Annotated in this window: 19 protein-coding genes; 13 read left to right on the forward strand and 6 right to left on the reverse strand. The window is 67.6% G+C overall.

The features are described from left to right. Positions 1 to 118 precede the first annotated feature (118 nt). Positions 119 to 1,060, forward strand: coding sequence for an isoaspartyl peptidase/L-asparaginase (locus tag NO931_RS18915; protein ID WP_256393922.1), 942 nt, complete (start codon positions 119 to 121; stop codon positions 1,058 to 1,060). A 66-nt stretch (positions 1,061 to 1,126) separates the two neighbouring features. Here NO931_RS18915 and NO931_RS18920 read toward each other — a convergent pair whose 3' ends face one another. Then, positions 1,127 to 2,473 (reverse strand): hypothetical protein, encoded by a 1,347-nt coding sequence (locus NO931_RS18920; RefSeq protein ID WP_256393923.1) that lies wholly within the window; start codon positions 2,471 to 2,473, stop codon positions 1,127 to 1,129. 432 nt (positions 2,474 to 2,905) lie between these two features. Between NO931_RS18920 and NO931_RS18925 the strand changes: the two genes are divergently transcribed. Next, positions 2,906 to 3,028, forward strand: a complete 123-nt coding sequence (locus NO931_RS18925; protein WP_256393924.1) for a hypothetical protein — start codon at positions 2,906 to 2,908, stop codon at positions 3,026 to 3,028. 59 nt (positions 3,029 to 3,087) lie between these two features. Further along, positions 3,088 to 3,984, forward strand: a complete 897-nt coding sequence (gene map, locus NO931_RS18930) for a type II methionyl aminopeptidase (RefSeq protein WP_256393925.1) — start codon at positions 3,088 to 3,090, stop codon at positions 3,982 to 3,984. 3 nt (positions 3,985 to 3,987) lie between these two features. On the opposite strand, the gene NO931_RS18935 is transcribed toward map, so the two are convergent. Further along, a complete protein-coding gene (locus tag NO931_RS18935) occupies positions 3,988 to 4,188 on the reverse strand; it encodes a DUF7835 family putative zinc beta-ribbon protein (protein WP_256393926.1) in 201 nt (66 codons plus the stop codon). A gap of 282 nt (positions 4,189 to 4,470) precedes the next feature. Between NO931_RS18935 and NO931_RS18940 the strand changes: the two genes are divergently transcribed. The 6 genes from NO931_RS18940 to NO931_RS18965 all read left to right on the forward strand — a co-directional run bounded on the left by NO931_RS18940 (position 4,471) and on the right by NO931_RS18965 (position 8,204). Further along, positions 4,471 to 5,022 carry an HIT family protein gene (locus NO931_RS18940; RefSeq protein ID WP_256393927.1) on the forward strand — a complete coding sequence of 184 codons (552 nt, stop codon included), beginning with the start codon at positions 4,471 to 4,473 and terminating at the stop codon, positions 5,020 to 5,022. A gap of 54 nt (positions 5,023 to 5,076) precedes the next feature. Then, positions 5,077 to 5,994, forward strand: coding sequence for a cation diffusion facilitator family transporter (locus tag NO931_RS18945; protein ID WP_256394030.1), 918 nt, complete (start codon positions 5,077 to 5,079; stop codon positions 5,992 to 5,994). Positions 5,995 to 6,115: 121 nt separating this feature from the next. After that, positions 6,116 to 6,292, forward strand: a complete 177-nt coding sequence (locus NO931_RS18950; RefSeq protein WP_256393928.1) for a hypothetical protein — start codon at positions 6,116 to 6,118, stop codon at positions 6,290 to 6,292. 117 nt (positions 6,293 to 6,409) lie between these two features. Continuing rightward, on the forward strand, positions 6,410 to 7,063 hold the full coding sequence (locus tag NO931_RS18955; protein ID WP_256393929.1) for a helix-turn-helix domain-containing protein: 654 nt from the start codon (positions 6,410 to 6,412) through the stop codon (positions 7,061 to 7,063). Between the two features lie 71 nt (positions 7,064 to 7,134). Beyond that, positions 7,135 to 7,503, forward strand: coding sequence for a hypothetical protein (locus tag NO931_RS18960; protein WP_256393930.1), 369 nt, complete (start codon positions 7,135 to 7,137; stop codon positions 7,501 to 7,503). Between the two features lie 83 nt (positions 7,504 to 7,586). Beyond that, on the forward strand, positions 7,587 to 8,204 hold the full coding sequence (locus NO931_RS18965; protein WP_256393931.1) for a GNAT family N-acetyltransferase: 618 nt from the start codon (positions 7,587 to 7,589) through the stop codon (positions 8,202 to 8,204). Positions 8,205 to 8,231: 27 nt separating this feature from the next. On the opposite strand, the gene NO931_RS18970 is transcribed toward NO931_RS18965, so the two are convergent. After that, positions 8,232 to 9,035, reverse strand: coding sequence for a ZIP family metal transporter (locus NO931_RS18970; RefSeq protein WP_256393932.1), 804 nt, complete (start codon positions 9,033 to 9,035; stop codon positions 8,232 to 8,234). 153 nt (positions 9,036 to 9,188) lie between these two features. Between NO931_RS18970 and NO931_RS18975 the strand changes: the two genes are divergently transcribed. After that, positions 9,189 to 9,362 (forward strand): hypothetical protein, encoded by a 174-nt coding sequence (locus NO931_RS18975; RefSeq protein ID WP_256393933.1) that lies wholly within the window; start codon positions 9,189 to 9,191, stop codon positions 9,360 to 9,362. Between the two features lie 60 nt (positions 9,363 to 9,422). Here the strand turns inward: NO931_RS18975 and NO931_RS18980 are convergent, their stop codons facing one another. Further along, on the reverse strand, positions 9,423 to 9,797 hold the full coding sequence (locus tag NO931_RS18980) for a 30S ribosomal protein S8e (RefSeq protein ID WP_256393934.1): 375 nt from the start codon (positions 9,795 to 9,797) through the stop codon (positions 9,423 to 9,425). Positions 9,798 to 9,890: 93 nt separating this feature from the next. Between NO931_RS18980 and NO931_RS18985 the strand changes: the two genes are divergently transcribed. Both NO931_RS18985 and NO931_RS18990 read left to right on the forward strand, forming a co-directional pair. Beyond that, positions 9,891 to 10,343, forward strand: coding sequence for a DUF2240 family protein (locus NO931_RS18985; RefSeq protein ID WP_256393935.1), 453 nt, complete (start codon positions 9,891 to 9,893; stop codon positions 10,341 to 10,343). A 108-nt stretch (positions 10,344 to 10,451) separates the two neighbouring features. Beyond that, positions 10,452 to 10,841, forward strand: a complete 390-nt coding sequence (locus NO931_RS18990) for a DUF7993 family protein (protein ID WP_256393936.1) — start codon at positions 10,452 to 10,454, stop codon at positions 10,839 to 10,841. On the opposite strand, the gene NO931_RS18995 is transcribed toward NO931_RS18990, so the two are convergent. Together NO931_RS18995 and NO931_RS19000 are read right to left on the reverse strand one after the other, a co-directional pair. Then, positions 10,818 to 11,345, reverse strand: coding sequence for a hypothetical protein (locus NO931_RS18995; protein WP_256393937.1), 528 nt, complete (start codon positions 11,343 to 11,345; stop codon positions 10,818 to 10,820). The genes NO931_RS18990 and NO931_RS18995 overlap by 24 nt on opposite strands. A 60-nt stretch (positions 11,346 to 11,405) precedes the next feature. Beyond that, positions 11,406 to 12,080 (reverse strand): HAD family hydrolase, encoded by a 675-nt coding sequence (locus tag NO931_RS19000; protein WP_256393938.1) that lies wholly within the window; start codon positions 12,078 to 12,080, stop codon positions 11,406 to 11,408. Positions 12,081 to 12,169: 89 nt separating this feature from the next. Here NO931_RS19000 and pyrF point away from each other — a divergent pair, with 89 nt between their 5' ends. Continuing rightward, positions 12,170 to 13,015 (forward strand): orotidine-5'-phosphate decarboxylase, encoded by an 846-nt coding sequence (pyrF, locus tag NO931_RS19005; protein WP_256393939.1) that lies wholly within the window; start codon positions 12,170 to 12,172, stop codon positions 13,013 to 13,015. Positions 13,016 to 13,032 lie beyond the last annotated feature (17 nt).

The raw sequence follows: 13,032 nt of genomic DNA on the forward strand, positions 1-13,032 counted from the left end.
GTCGTTTCTACGGTATCCTGTCGGGGCTAAAAGGGCTGCCATTTGCCGCTGTCGTGCAAAACTTACTCGACCCCGAGTTGGCCGAGCTATCAAGGATGCGGCGCCGAGATGGAGACGTATGCAGGTGATCGTTCACGGTGGCGCGGGCGACCGACCCGATGAACCCGACGAGCGCCAGGAAGTCCTCGACAGCGCGGCCGACCGCGGAGCCGAGGCGTCGGCGCCGCTCGACGCCGTCGACGCCGCGGTGGGAGTGCTGGAACGCTCGCCGCGGTTCAACGCCGGCACCGGCGGGGCCCGCCAGAGCGACGGCGTGGTCCGGACCGACGCCGGCATCATGACGAGCGAGCGCGCAGTCGGCGCGGCGTGCTCGATGCCCGGCGTCGAGCGGGCGGTCAGCGTCGCGCGGATCGTCCTCGAAGAGACGCCCCACGTCCTGCTCAGCGGCGAGCACGCCGTCGCGCTCGCGGAGGACTACGGCGTCGAGACCGGGGTCGATCTTCTGACCGATCGAACGAGAGAGCGCTGGGATCGCACGGCGCCCCCCGAGGGCCCGCCGAGCGAGCAACTCCCGTGGATCCACGACCACTTCGGCGCGACCGGGGAGGCGATGCCCGAAGGCGACGACGACCGGGATCGAGATGCAGACGGTGGGGACGCGCCGGACCGCGATCCCACGGACCACGACACCGTCGGCGCGGTGGCGACCGACGGCGAGCGGGTCGCCGCGGCGACGTCGACCGGCGGGCGCTGGTACGCGCTGGCGGGCCGAGTCGGCGACGTTCCCCAGGTCGGGAGCGGCTTCTTCGCGACGCCGTCGGGCGGCGCGAGCGCGACCGGCGCCGGCGAGGCCATCGCGACGAACGGATTGGCGCGCCGGGCCGTCGGGCTGCTCGACGACGGCGTCGACGCCGCCGGCGCCGCGGATCGCGCAATCGACGCGTTCGACGCGGAGACCGACGCCGAAGCGGGCGTGATCGTCGCTGACCGCGACGGCGGCCTCGGTAGCGCGTTCAACAGCGCGGCGATGCAGACCAGCGCCGCCCGCTCCGAGGAGTGAGATCGGGGCCGTCGCTACCGGCGGCGCGGGTCGAAAAAAGTCGTATTCGAAGCGGGCGGTCGACGATCAGGCTGCGCTCGCGGAGGCCGCCGGCGCCGCAACGAGGATCGGCCCCTCGCCGCTGGCCGGGGTCGCGACTAGCACCGCCTGCTCGTCGTCCGCGTCTTCGCCGTCGGTCGCGTCGTCGTCAGTCGCATCCTCGTCGTCCGCGGTCGCGTTCCCGTCGTCCGTGACGTTCTCGCCGTCAGTCTCGTCGTCCTCGTCCATCATCGTGTCGTCGTCCGTAGCGTTGTCCTCGTCCACCATCACGTCGTCATCGTCAGTCGCGTTCGCCTCGTCGTCGGATTCGTTGTCGTCGCCGAGGATCCCGTCCTCGTCCATCGATTCGTTGTCGTCGGTCGCGTCGTCGGCCATGCCGCCGAGCGAGACGCTATCGATCGACCAGCTGTGCGCACTGGCGTTACCGACCGTGACGCTCTCGACGCTGAGCTGCTCGATCGTGACGTTCTGGACGCCGGACATCTGGCTGCCGCCGGCGTCGGTTTCGTTCTGCGATACCGACTCGTTATCGCCGCCGAGGATTCCGTCGTCGGTGGCGTTGTCGTCGCCGGACTCGTCCTGCGTGCCGGCGGCGATCTGACCGTCCGTCTGCGTGTCGACGCCGATCTGCATCGACTGGGCCGACATGTGCTCGACGGTCATCTCGGTGACGTCGAACTGCTCGACGGTGAGCGAGTGGATCCGCATCTCGTCGCTCTCGTTCATTCCGGACTCGTTCATTTCGTCGGCGGCGTCGTCCCCGGACTCGTTGTCGCCGTCGAGGATGTCGCCGTCGTCGGATTCGTTGTCGTCGCCGAGGCTCCCGTCGTCACCGGTGTCGTTCTGCATCCCGGCGTCGTCCATCTGACCGCTGACGGTGAGCTGCTCGATCGCGAGCTGTTCGACGCTCATCTGCTCGATCGTCGTGTTCTCGACGGTCAGGCGCTGACCGTCGGACACGTTCGATTGATTCCCCACGTTCGAGTGATTCTCCATCTCGAACGCCATCGTCTCGCCTTCGAGATCCTCCATCGAGACGTCCTCGAGCGAGAGGCTCTCGAAGTGGACGCCCTCGAACAGCAGCGTCCCCTGGCCGTCGGACGCCGCGGCGTCGCTCGCCTCGTCGCCCAGCTGGACGTTCTGGACGTCCAGTTGTTCGATGGTCACGTCGTGCAGGGTGGCGTCCTGTAGTTCGACCGTACCGGCGCTGGCGTTCTGGACGGTCGCGTCTGTGCCGTCGTCGACCGTGTCTGTCCCGTCGTCTTGCTGGAATCCTGCGTCGCCCGCCGCGCCCGCGATCCCGGCGACCCCCACGCCGGTCGCGACGAGCACGACGACGAACACGACTCCAAGTTTGTGCAATGTAGCTCTCATGCTGGCGCCACCGATATGTCCGTCCGTCAAGGGGATAAACGGGTTCGACCGTTTAGCAATTTTAGGACATCTAGAGGACCCACAGAGAGATCTGCGTCGTTTAGATGAAATTTCACATGGAGACGAAACGTTCGTGAACGGCCTAACGTCGGCTTTCCTGCCGGCAAGTGCCGGCCCCATTGGGTAGTTCCGCGACGCCGACGCGGAAACGACGGCGCCCCATCGAGGACACCTACAAGCGAACGAACCGGTTCCGTTCGCTACAGTTACTCGGAGATCCGATCGGCGAATCGCGTTCCGGCGTCCCGACGCCGAAAGTAATCCGGGCGAACTTCCCGGCGCCGCCGGAGGGCCAGCCTTACCCGGCCCGGCCGGAAATACGACGATCGTCGAGACGAAATTTTAATATCGTCGAACCCAATCGTTCGCCCGATGAGTGGGCACCGACGCGACGGTCGACGCCGCTGTCCGGCCTGCAGGAGCGCGCTGGTGAACGTGCAGGGACTCGCGGACTGCCCGGACTGTCGCTGGACGGACGCGAACGGCGACGCGTAGCGGTTCGCGACCGGGGACACTGCGTAACGCCTTTGCCCGTTTCCGACCACGTCCACGGTATGGCAGACAGCGACGTCGATCTGGACGCCGAGCAGTACGAGAAACACCGGGAGGCCGGGGAGATCCTCGCGCAGGTGCGCGAGGAGGCCGCCGAGCGCGTCGAGGTCGGCGCGAGCCACCTGGAGATCGCCGAGTACGCCGAGGACCGCATCCGCGAGCTCGGCGGCGAGCCGGCGTTCCCGGTCAACATCAGCATCGACGAGGAGGCCGCCCACGCGACGCCCGGCGCCGGCGACGAGACGACGTTCGGCGAGGAGATGATCAACCTCGACATCGGCGTCCACGTCGACGGCTGGCTCGCCGACACCGCAGTCACCGTCGACCTCTCGGGCAATCCCGAGCTGGCCGAGGCGCCCGCCGAAGCGCTCGACGCCGCTCTCGACATCATCGAGCCGGGCATCGAGACGGGCACGATCGGCGCCGAGATCGAAGACGTGATCGAGGGGTACGGCTACAACCCCGTCGTGAACCTCACCGGCCACGGACTGGGCCACTGGGAACAGCACACCGAGCCGACGATTCCGAACCGGTCGGTCTCGCAAGGGACCACGCTGGAGGTCGGCGACGTCGTCGCCATCGAGCCGTTCGCCACCGACGGCACGGGCAAGGTCAACGAGGGCAGCGACGAGGAGATTTTTGCGCTCGAACGCGAGGGGTCGGTCCGAAACCGCCAGGCTCGACAGGCGCTCGAACAGATCACCGAGGAGTTCAAGACGCTCCCCTTCGCGACGCGCTGGCTGGACACGAGCCGAGCGAAGATGGCACTCCGCCGACTCAAGTCCGAGGACATCGTCCACGGGTATCCGGTGCTAAAGGAAGATGACGGCGCGCTCGTGAGTCAGAAGGAACATACGATCATCGTGACCGAAGACGGCTGCGAAGTGACGACGAAGTAACGCTCACGCGTTGTTCATCCGCTGGCTGGACCGGGCGCCGCAGTTCTGGCACTCGGACACGCGGTACGGTTCGCGAGAGAACTGCGCGTTCTCTTCCTTGCGGCTCTCCGTCCTGATCTGTACCGAAACCTGATGTAAGGTCTTCCTATCGCAGTCGTCGCAGTGTTCTCTCAGCCCGTCGAAGGAGTCATCTGTCGTTGCCATGCTACCTTCGCCTACATACCACCTCCACATAAAAACCCTACTCAGTTGACCCCAATTTAAGGGATTAATTGCGGTACGGCAACGGGGTATTCCACGAGAACGTACGAGAGCCGTTGAAATTGTTCAAAAACGACTTAGAACAACCCGTTTCACTTCAGACTGATGTTTGGTAGAAAGATATAAATATAGAACTTTGGGAGTGGTTGTTTCGTATCAGCGACGACGTCGAGCCTACTCGGGGCGTCGCACAGCAACTATGCGGCCGGGGCGAACAGTGAGGGTATGGAACAGGTGTTCGCACCCTGGCGGATCGAATGGGTGGAGCGCGACGGCGACGGCGGCGACGACCGGTGTCCGTTCTGCGCGCTCCCCGAGCAGTCGGCCGACCGCGAGAACCGGATCGTCGCCCGGAGCGAGCGGGCGTTCGTCCTGCTCAACAACTACCCGTACAACCCCGGCCACGTCATGGTGATCCCGCGGGACCACACCGGCGACTACCGACAGCTCGATGAAGAGACGCTGCTCGATCACGCCCGACTCAAGCAGCGGACGATCGACGCCCTCGACGCCGCGTTCGGCCCCGACGGAATGAATGCGGGATTGAACCTCGGCGGCGACGCCGCGGGCGGGTCGATCGACGACCACCTCCACACCCACGTCGTGCCGCGCTGGAGCGGAGACACCAACTTCATGGCGGTGATCGGCGAGACGAAGGTGATCGTCGAGGCGCTGGAGGACACGTACGACCGACTGCACGAGGCGTTCGCGGCTCAATCCGGAGCCAAGCTCCCCGACGACGACGCCGCCGTGCAGATCGTCGAACCCCGGTCCTAACCCGACGACGCAGTCGACACCTCCTTACTGGTGGCACGCAAAGCGGGCGACAGAATGGAGCGCAAGGCGGCGCTCAGGCGCGTCGGACTCGTCGTGCTGGTGGGCAACGTCCTGCTGGTCGCGGCCAAAGCCGCCGTCTGGTACCGGACTGGCAGTCTCGCGGTCGGCTCGGAAGCCGTCAACAGTCTCACCGACGTGGCCTACAGCGTCGTGATCCTCGGCGGGCTCTACCTGACGACCCAGCCGCCGGACATCGAACATCCCCACGGCCACGAGCGGATCGAGCCGTTCGTCTCGCTGTTCGTCGCCGCGGGCATCTTCGCCGCCGGCGGGGCGATCCTCTGGAGTTCGGTCGGCGCGATTCGCGGCGGCGACATCGCCGTCGCGCGGGGGCCGACGGCGGCCGTCGTCCTCGCCGCGTCGGCCGCGATCAAGTACGGGCTGTATCGCTACTGTCTGCGCGTGGGCGAGACCAACAACTCGCCGGCCGTCACCGCGACGGCGCTGGACAACCGCAACGACATTCTGGCGTCGGTCGCCGCACTGGTCGGCGTGCTCGGTGCGCAGGCGGGCTACCCCATCCTCGACCCGATCGCCGCCAGCGCCGTCGCGCTCGCGATCCTCTACACCGGCGTCGAGGTGGTGCTGGACAACGTCAACTACCTCGTCGGTGCGGCGCCGCCCGAGGATCTGCGCGCGGAGATCGTCCGGCGTGCGCTGGCCCACTCGGAGGTCGAGGGCGTCCACGACGTCGTCGCTCACTACGTCGGCCCGGAGATCGACGTGAGCCTCCACATCGAGGTGGAAGGCGAGCGCACGCTGCTGGAGGCCCACGAGATCGAGTCCGACGTGATCGAGTCGATCCGCGATCTGGACGAGGTCGACGACGTGTTCGTCCACGTCGATCCCCGCGAGCTCGGCGAGTGGAAAGACGACTACGCCGAACAGCTCGCCGCGAGAGACGGGGAGTGAGCGGGCCGACGGGCGCCGACAGAATCACCAGTTTTTAGCCCCGAAACGGCCGTTCTCACGCCGCGGGAATCGGTTCGGCGGTTCTTGGGACCGCGGCGTCAACGTTCAGGTAGAGCCACCGATGACTCCGATGGACGCCGAAGGCGACGAGAATCGTCACCTCGATCGGGACGCCGAAGATGCCGATGCTCACGAGGGCGCGGTCGCGGTCGAAACCGAAACGGGACTGCTCGTCTACGAGCCCGGGCGGCCGGACGCCTGGATCCACGCGGACTGCGAGCGCGACGTCACGGAGTGACTCGCCTCGCGACGAGATCGGACGCGGCGGCCGTACCGAGAACACACCGGCCGCGCCGAGGTACGGACCACCGGCCGCGCCGAGGCACTGACTGCAGACCGTAGTTCGATCCGAACTATGACCGAAATCCCCGACGCTCGATCCGTCGACCACCCGCTGCGAGCGGTGCTACACGTCACGCCCGACCCGAAAGCGGCCTGCTCCGTCGTTTCGGCCGGAGCTCCGGACGAGCAGGTGTCGCTGAACGGATCGATCAGCGGCGGAGACAGCGTCGGGACGGCCTGCCACGCCGACGTCACCGTCGACGACGGCGACCGCGAGCAGCGTCGGCTCGTCAGCGACGCCGCGAACGACCACTGCATCTGCCCGGCGTTCTCGGCGCACCGTTGCGTCGCAGCGGTCGAGCGCGTTCTCGAGGACGCCGTCGTCGTCCGGCTGTCGGTGCCCGACCGGGAGACGCTCCGGGACGTCGTCGCCGATCTGCGCGAGCGGGACGCCGACGTCGAGCTCGCGCGGTTGGACGCCGACACCGCCGCTGAGCGGACGCTCGAACTCGACGCCGGCGACGTGACCGACGCCCAGCGCGAGGCGATCCGGGTCGCCGAGCGGCTGGGGTACTACGAGGACCCGCGCGAAGCGGACCTCGGCGACGTGGCCGGCGAGCTGGGAATCTCACGATCGGCGGCGTCCCAGCGGCTCAACGGCGCGGCGTCGACGCTCGTGCTCGAACTGCTTCGGACTGAGGCGGACCGGGACGATCGGTCGGCCTGACGCGACCAGTTTTAAAGGCTTCAATATCCACGACAGTCGATACCGCCGCGCGGTGCGTACGGTTACACGTGATGGAACGAGACGTCCGTCGATCCGATCGGAGCGGGACGGCAGCCCGTCGAGGAGGGGACGAGATCTACGTCGCGGAGTTCGTCTGCGACATCGACGAGGGCCACGAGATCGACGAGCGGCTGGTGTTCGAGGCGTCGCTGGACGCCAGCGCCGAGCCGGGCGCCTTGGGCGTCGACATCGATCGCTCGACGGTGCCGTCGGGTAGACGCCTGCGCGTCGCCGTCGAGTTCGCGAGCGAGCGCGCCCGGCGACGGTTCTGGGACTCCGGCGCGGGAGCCGACCTCGTCGACGCGCTCCGCGAGACGGTTCCCGCGGGCGCGCTCGCGAACAGCGAGATGACCGAACGGACCCGCGTGACGGCCGACTGACCGCGTTGGGCGTTCTGCGGTGCGATTCTCAGCAAGTGAGAGCCCGCGACCACCTTATGACGGGCCGCATCGAACCTGAAACCATGAGCGCCGACACTCCCACCTGTGAGGCCTGGGCGCCCGACGAGTGCGAGGGGACGCCACACTGCCCGCCGCGCTGTCCGCGTTTCGTCGACAAGATCGGCGACACCTGGACGATCGAACCCGTCGGAACGTCGGGTCGCGACGCGCTGTCGGCGATGTACCGCGACTTCGACCCCGGCGAGCGCGCACAGGGGTTGCCCCCGATCGGCGAGGAGCGCATCGACTCGTGGCTCGACGGGTTGCTCGTCGACGGCTGCAACTTCGTCGCTCGGGCGGGCGAGCGCGTCGTCGGCCACGCCGCCTACGTCGCGTCCGCCGACGCCGAGCCGGAGCTCGCGGTGTTCGTCCACCAGGACTATCAGGGCCGCGGGATCGGGACCGAGCTGTGTCGCCACCTGATCGCCACCGCGGCGGCGGCCGACCGCGACGCGCTGGTGCTGGAAGTCGAGCCGGCCAATCGGCAGGCGATCGCGGTCTACGAAAAGCTCGGCTTCGAGCGCGTCGAGGAGCGCTCGGCCGACGACCCGCTCCGGCGGTCGCTGTCGTTCGAGATGCGCCTACCGCTGTGGGATTCCCGCGTGACGGATACCCAGAACCCGCCGATCGTCGGCGACTGACGCTTTTCGCCCGTCGCCTCTCGACCGCTATCCCAGCACGACGAGCATCGCGACCATCGTCCCGACGCCGAGCGCGAGCCCGGCGACCAGTTCTCTCTGGCCGCCCCCGGGCAGGTCGCGTCCCTGATCCAGCCCCTCCGGAATCAGGTCGTGGACGATCAGGAACACCATCGCGCCCGCGGCGAAGCCGAACCCGTAGGGCAGGATGCGGCGCGCGACGACGACGAAGTAGTACGCGATCACCGCGGCGATCGGCTGGGGGAGACTGGAGAACACTGCCCACCAGACCGCCCGCCACTTGCCGACGCCGTAGGTGCGCAGCGGGATCGCGATCGCCAGCCCCTCGGGGACGTTCTGGATCGAGATGGCCAACGTCATGAACACCGCGAGCGCCGGGATTCCCGCGGCGGCAGTCGCGCCGCCGACGTCGACGCCCAGGTCGGCGAACGCCACGCCGATCGCGACGCCCTCGGGGAAGCTGTGGACCGTCAGCGCGCCGACGATCAGCACCATCTTCCGGTAGTCGGCGGCGGCGAACTCCCGGGGCTCGAACTCGTGGTTCGAGAGCACTCGGTCCGACGCGACGATCAGCAGCGCGCCCCCGACGACGCCGATCCCCACCTGCAGCGCGGTGCCGGCGCGCAGCCCCTCCAGAACGAGCCCGAACGTCGAGGCGGCAAACATGATGCCGGCCGCGAGCCCCCACAGCGCCACCGTCATCCGGTCGCCGATCTCGTCGGTCACGAAGAAGGGGGCGACGCCGAGTCCCGTCGCCAGCGCCGTGAGTAGTCCCGCACCGAACACGACGCCGAGGTTCGTCAGCGAAACCATTGGCCACCTCGTGTCGGAGCGGTACGGAGCGGCCGCGCGAACAGGCTATCCATATCAGAGAGGTATACTCACCGCGTACAAGAAACACCTGTTGACTGCCACACAATGCTACCGAGGTGTAGGATTGATACGCCGTCCGTGCGTAGCCTCGGTATGAGCGTCAGCGGCCTCTGTCAGATCTGCGAGAGCCAGACTGCCAGCCACGACTGCACGCGCTGCGGGATGCTCGTCTGCGACGATCACTTCCGCGAGGCCTCGGGCCTGTGCGCGCAGTGCGCGAGCGAGGGGACGCCCGGCGAGGGCGGCGGGCCGATTCAGGAGTTCTGAACGGGTGCGCGGACGGAGGCGCCGCTACGGCGTCGACGCAACCGAGAAGGAAAAGCGGAGTTACTCCTCGACGAGAACGGCGTTGACCTGCCCGGTCTGGCCGGGGCGGGAGGTCACGCGCGCGTCGCCTTCGCTGGTCGCGATGACGGCGCCCTTCGTGACGATGTTTCGGCGGGCGTAGTTCGGGTCGGCCTCGTTCTCGACGACGTCCTCGATCTCGACCTCGACGGTCTCGTCGCCGACCGCGACGTTCGCGTTCTCCACCGACAGCGCGCGGATCTTCACCGTGTTGCCGCGGGCGTCGATGGTGCGGAGCTGCGACTCGCCGAGCGTCGTCTCGGCGGGCTGGCGGCCCAGCTGGTGCTTCTTTCGGTCGCTGTTCGGGCGCAGTCGTCCGCCCGTTCGCTTTCGCGTGGAGCGTCCGTGGTCGTCCATACGGGATGGAACCGCCGGGACGTACTTGAATGGATCGACTTCGACCCCCGGAAATCGGCAGGTTTACCGGGCCCCTCGCTCCAACGAGTGACGATGAGTCTGGAGGTCGCCGTCGCCGCGCCGTTCCGCCAGCGCGGCGTCGATCGGATGGCCGAAAACGAGTTCGTCGTCGCGCTGTCGCTCGACCGGGACTGGTTCTCCCCCGATCAGGCAAAGCGCCTGATCGACGTCGCGACCGGCAGGGGGCTGCTGGAGCGCGACGAGAACCACCTCGAAGTGGGGTTCGACGTCGACGCGGTGGAGATCCCCGAGGGCTTTGTCCCCGATGAAGAGGTCATCCAGGAGCGCTCCCCGTTCGAGCAGACGCTGGCGGCGCTGGTCGACGACGGGATGGAAAAACAGGCGGCCGTGGCCGGGATCAACTCGCTCCAGTCCGAGCTTGGCGTGACGATCGAGGCCGCCGCGGTCGTGTTCGCCCGCCGCAACGGCGTCGAGGTGCCACAGATCGCCGCCCAGGCCCGTGACGCGCTCGGCGGCGACGACTGACGCGGTGGCGGCGACTGAGCACGGTAACGGCGTCCTCGCCGAGCGGCAGGCTGCGGGGCGCCGAACTGCAATCGGAACGCCGAAGCGACATCGCACGAAACTCCGAGTATGGTCGAGAGACGCGTCAGTGACGGCGTCCGGATCGCGCAGTTACTCTCTTCTGAACTCGACGGCCGCGAGGACGGCGCGCTCGACCGGCTCGCGGTGACGAGCGCCGACCGCTCGGTGGAGGCCTCCCCCGAGGGAGAGCGGGCCTACGACGTCGAGCGGGCGGGCGAGGCGTTCGCCCGCGCGTTCGTCCACGAGGATCGGGTCCGACTGGAACTAAAGAACGGCGGCGAAGCGGTCGCCGACCGCGTCGCGGGCGACGGCCTGCGCGCGTCGGTCGGCGACGAGGGGACGGGCGAACTGCTCGTCGAGAGCGGCGCCGCGGTCAAGCGAGCGGTCGACGCGCTCGAGGGCGCTGCAATCGATTTAGAAGAGAATAGAAGTAGTTAGGTACGTGGTCGAGGTCGACGTACTACAGGGATCCGTTAAGTACGTCGGACCGATTCCGATTTGAGCGTTTTCAGTCTCATCGCGGGCACCGACGGTGACCACGGCACCGATGCATCCTGGGTCTTCGTGGCTGTCGCCGTAGTACGCAGTATAGTCGTCCTTGGTGAACGAGTATTCTTGAGAGCTAGCTTCGGTGTTACCGGACTCGTCGACATGGAGAGCACGGACTGTGTACTCTCCTGGTTCCGACCATAAGGGCTCGATGATCGTCGACGCTGCTCTGTTCCCGGCGTCAGCCGCCGTGAGCTCGATAGTCCGATCTAGGAGATCCTCGTCGCCCCGCTCGACCATGAGACGAATCCGGTTTCGGACGAAGGAGGAGTTGATAACTACGATTCTCCCAAGCACAGTTCCCGACGCCCCGAAACTGAGAGCTGATGAACAGCCGGCGAGGGAAGTACTCCCGACTACGGACACACTTTTGAGGATATCACGACGGTCCATCCATTGAAACATCTACATGAGTGCGAGAATATAACTGCTATGTAAGTGCGACGTGACCATTCAATCGCAGTCCGGTGAGAGTCTCGCAACCACTGCAGGGAGCCGCGCAGCCAATTCCGCCCGGTCGACGTGAGCGTCGGCGCGGTCGTCGGGCGCCGGACCGTCCGGAGAGATGATCTGTATCGCGGTCATCCCCGCCTCGGTCGCGCCCCGAACGTCGGCGTCGACCTCGTCGCCGACGTAGACGGCCGCGTCGGCGTCGATGCCGAGCGCGCCAAGGACGGCTCGGAACGCGCGTTCGTCCGGTTTCCCCGCGGGGAGTTCGCCCGTGACGACGGTCGCGTCGAACAGGTCGGTCCACCCCAGCGTTTCGATCTTGTCGTGCTGGGCGCGCACGGGCCCGTTCGTGAGCAGTCCGACGCGGTAGTCCTCGCGCAGGTCGGCGACGAGGCCCGCGGCGCCGTCGACGGGTTCGAGCGCGTCGGCGATCGCCGCGCGGTAGGCGTCGGCCGCCGCTTCGGGATCGGCGTCGGTCGCGCGCCCTTCAAATAGCTCGGCGAAGATCGGCGCCCGGGACTCGCCGGTCAGGTTCCGACCGTGAGCGTCGAGATACTCCTGTCGAGACGCCTGCGGGGCGTCGACGGCGTCGAGCGCCTCGGCGAGCAGCGTCGCGCGGTCGCGGCGGGGGACCGCCAGCGTGTAGTCGAGATCGAAGACGACCGCGTCCGGAGGCATACCCGACCGTAGTCGCCGCGAGAAGTTGAGCGTGCCGGCTCTCGACGCGCATCGATATCTTGTAGTGGGCCGCCCGCCCACGGGCGTCCATGAGATTCTTCGAGCGCCTCGCCGACCGGATCGACGCCGTCGACAGCGTCGTCAGCGTCGGCCTCGACCCCGACCCGGATCGGCTTCCCGAGCACCTCCTCGATCGCGATCTGCCCCGCTGGGCGTTCAACCGCCGGATAATCGACGCCACTCACGAGCACGCCGCGGCGTTCAAACCGAACGCCGCGTTCTACGAGGACCCCGACGGCTGGCGCGCGCTGGAGGAGACCATCGCGTACGCGAAGGGCAAGGACGTGCCGGTGATTCTGGACGCCAAGCGCGCCGACATCGGCAACACGACGCGCCAGTACGCCGACCTGCTCGACGACGAGGCCGACGGCCCCGCGGCGGACGCCATCACCGTCAACCCCTACATGGGGCGAGACTCGCTCCAGCCGTTCCTCGACAAGGAGGACAAGGGCGTCTTTATTTTGTGTCGGACGTCGAACCCCGGCGGCGCCGACATACAGGATCTGGAACTCGCAGAGGGGGATCTGGTCTACGAGCGCGTGGCTGCGCTGGCCGACGGCTGGAACGGCAACGACAACGTCGGGCTCGTCGTCGGCGCGACGACGCCCGACGAACTCGAAGAGGTCCGCGAGCAGGTTCCCGATATTCCCTTCCTCGTGCCGGGCGTGGGCAGCCAGGGCGGCGACGCCGAAGCCGCGGTCGAACACGGGTTGGCGGACGGCGTCGGCGTCGTCAACTCCTCGCGCGGGATCATCTTCGCCTGGGAGGACGACCAGTCGCGCCGCCGAGCGACCGAGGGCGACGAGGAGCAGTTCGCGGGCGCCTCGGGCGAAGCGGCGCGGCGGCTCAAGCGGCGGCTCAACCAGTACCGATAACAGGGCGGTGGGGCAGT

This window comes from Natronoarchaeum rubrum (genome assembly GCF_024494695.1).

Bases quoted from the DNA above. Each gene is read 5' to 3' on its own strand.
- NO931_RS18945 (WP_256394030.1), top strand. From the start codon at position 5,077: ATGGAGCGCAAGGCGGCGCTCAGGCGCGTCGGACTCGTCGTGCTGGTG.
- NO931_RS18940 (WP_256393927.1), top strand. From the start codon at position 4,471: ATGGAACAGGTGTTCGCACCCTGGCGGATCGAATGGGTGGAGCGCGAC.
- NO931_RS18965 (WP_256393931.1), top strand. From the start codon at position 7,587: ATGAGCGCCGACACTCCCACCTGTGAGGCCTGGGCGCCCGACGAGTGC.
- NO931_RS18915 (WP_256393922.1), top strand. From the start codon at position 119: ATGCAGGTGATCGTTCACGGTGGCGCGGGCGACCGACCCGATGAACCC.
- NO931_RS18990 (WP_256393936.1), top strand. From the start codon at position 10,452: ATGGTCGAGAGACGCGTCAGTGACGGCGTCCGGATCGCGCAGTTACTC.
- pyrF (WP_256393939.1), top strand. From the start codon at position 12,170: ATGAGATTCTTCGAGCGCCTCGCCGACCGGATCGACGCCGTCGACAGC.
- NO931_RS18955 (WP_256393929.1), top strand. From the start codon at position 6,410: ATGACCGAAATCCCCGACGCTCGATCCGTCGACCACCCGCTGCGAGCG.
- NO931_RS19000 (WP_256393938.1), bottom strand. From the start codon at position 12,080: ATGCCTCCGGACGCGGTCGTCTTCGATCTCGACTACACGCTGGCGGTC.
- NO931_RS18985 (WP_256393935.1), top strand. From the start codon at position 9,891: ATGAGTCTGGAGGTCGCCGTCGCCGCGCCGTTCCGCCAGCGCGGCGTC.
- NO931_RS18960 (WP_256393930.1), top strand. From the start codon at position 7,135: ATGGAACGAGACGTCCGTCGATCCGATCGGAGCGGGACGGCAGCCCGT.
- NO931_RS18935 (WP_256393926.1), bottom strand. From the start codon at position 4,188: ATGGCAACGACAGATGACTCCTTCGACGGGCTGAGAGAACACTGCGAC.
- NO931_RS18995 (WP_256393937.1), bottom strand. From the start codon at position 11,345: ATGGACCGTCGTGATATCCTCAAAAGTGTGTCCGTAGTCGGGAGTACT.
- NO931_RS18925 (WP_256393924.1), top strand. From the start codon at position 2,906: ATGAGTGGGCACCGACGCGACGGTCGACGCCGCTGTCCGGCCTGCAGG.
- NO931_RS18920 (WP_256393923.1), bottom strand. From the start codon at position 2,473: ATGAGAGCTACATTGCACAAACTTGGAGTCGTGTTCGTCGTCGTGCTC.
- NO931_RS18950 (WP_256393928.1), top strand. From the start codon at position 6,116: ATGACTCCGATGGACGCCGAAGGCGACGAGAATCGTCACCTCGATCGG.
- NO931_RS18975 (WP_256393933.1), top strand. From the start codon at position 9,189: ATGAGCGTCAGCGGCCTCTGTCAGATCTGCGAGAGCCAGACTGCCAGC.
- NO931_RS18970 (WP_256393932.1), bottom strand. From the start codon at position 9,035: ATGGTTTCGCTGACGAACCTCGGCGTCGTGTTCGGTGCGGGACTACTC.
- NO931_RS18980 (WP_256393934.1), bottom strand. From the start codon at position 9,797: ATGGACGACCACGGACGCTCCACGCGAAAGCGAACGGGCGGACGACTG.
- map (WP_256393925.1), top strand. From the start codon at position 3,088: ATGGCAGACAGCGACGTCGATCTGGACGCCGAGCAGTACGAGAAACAC.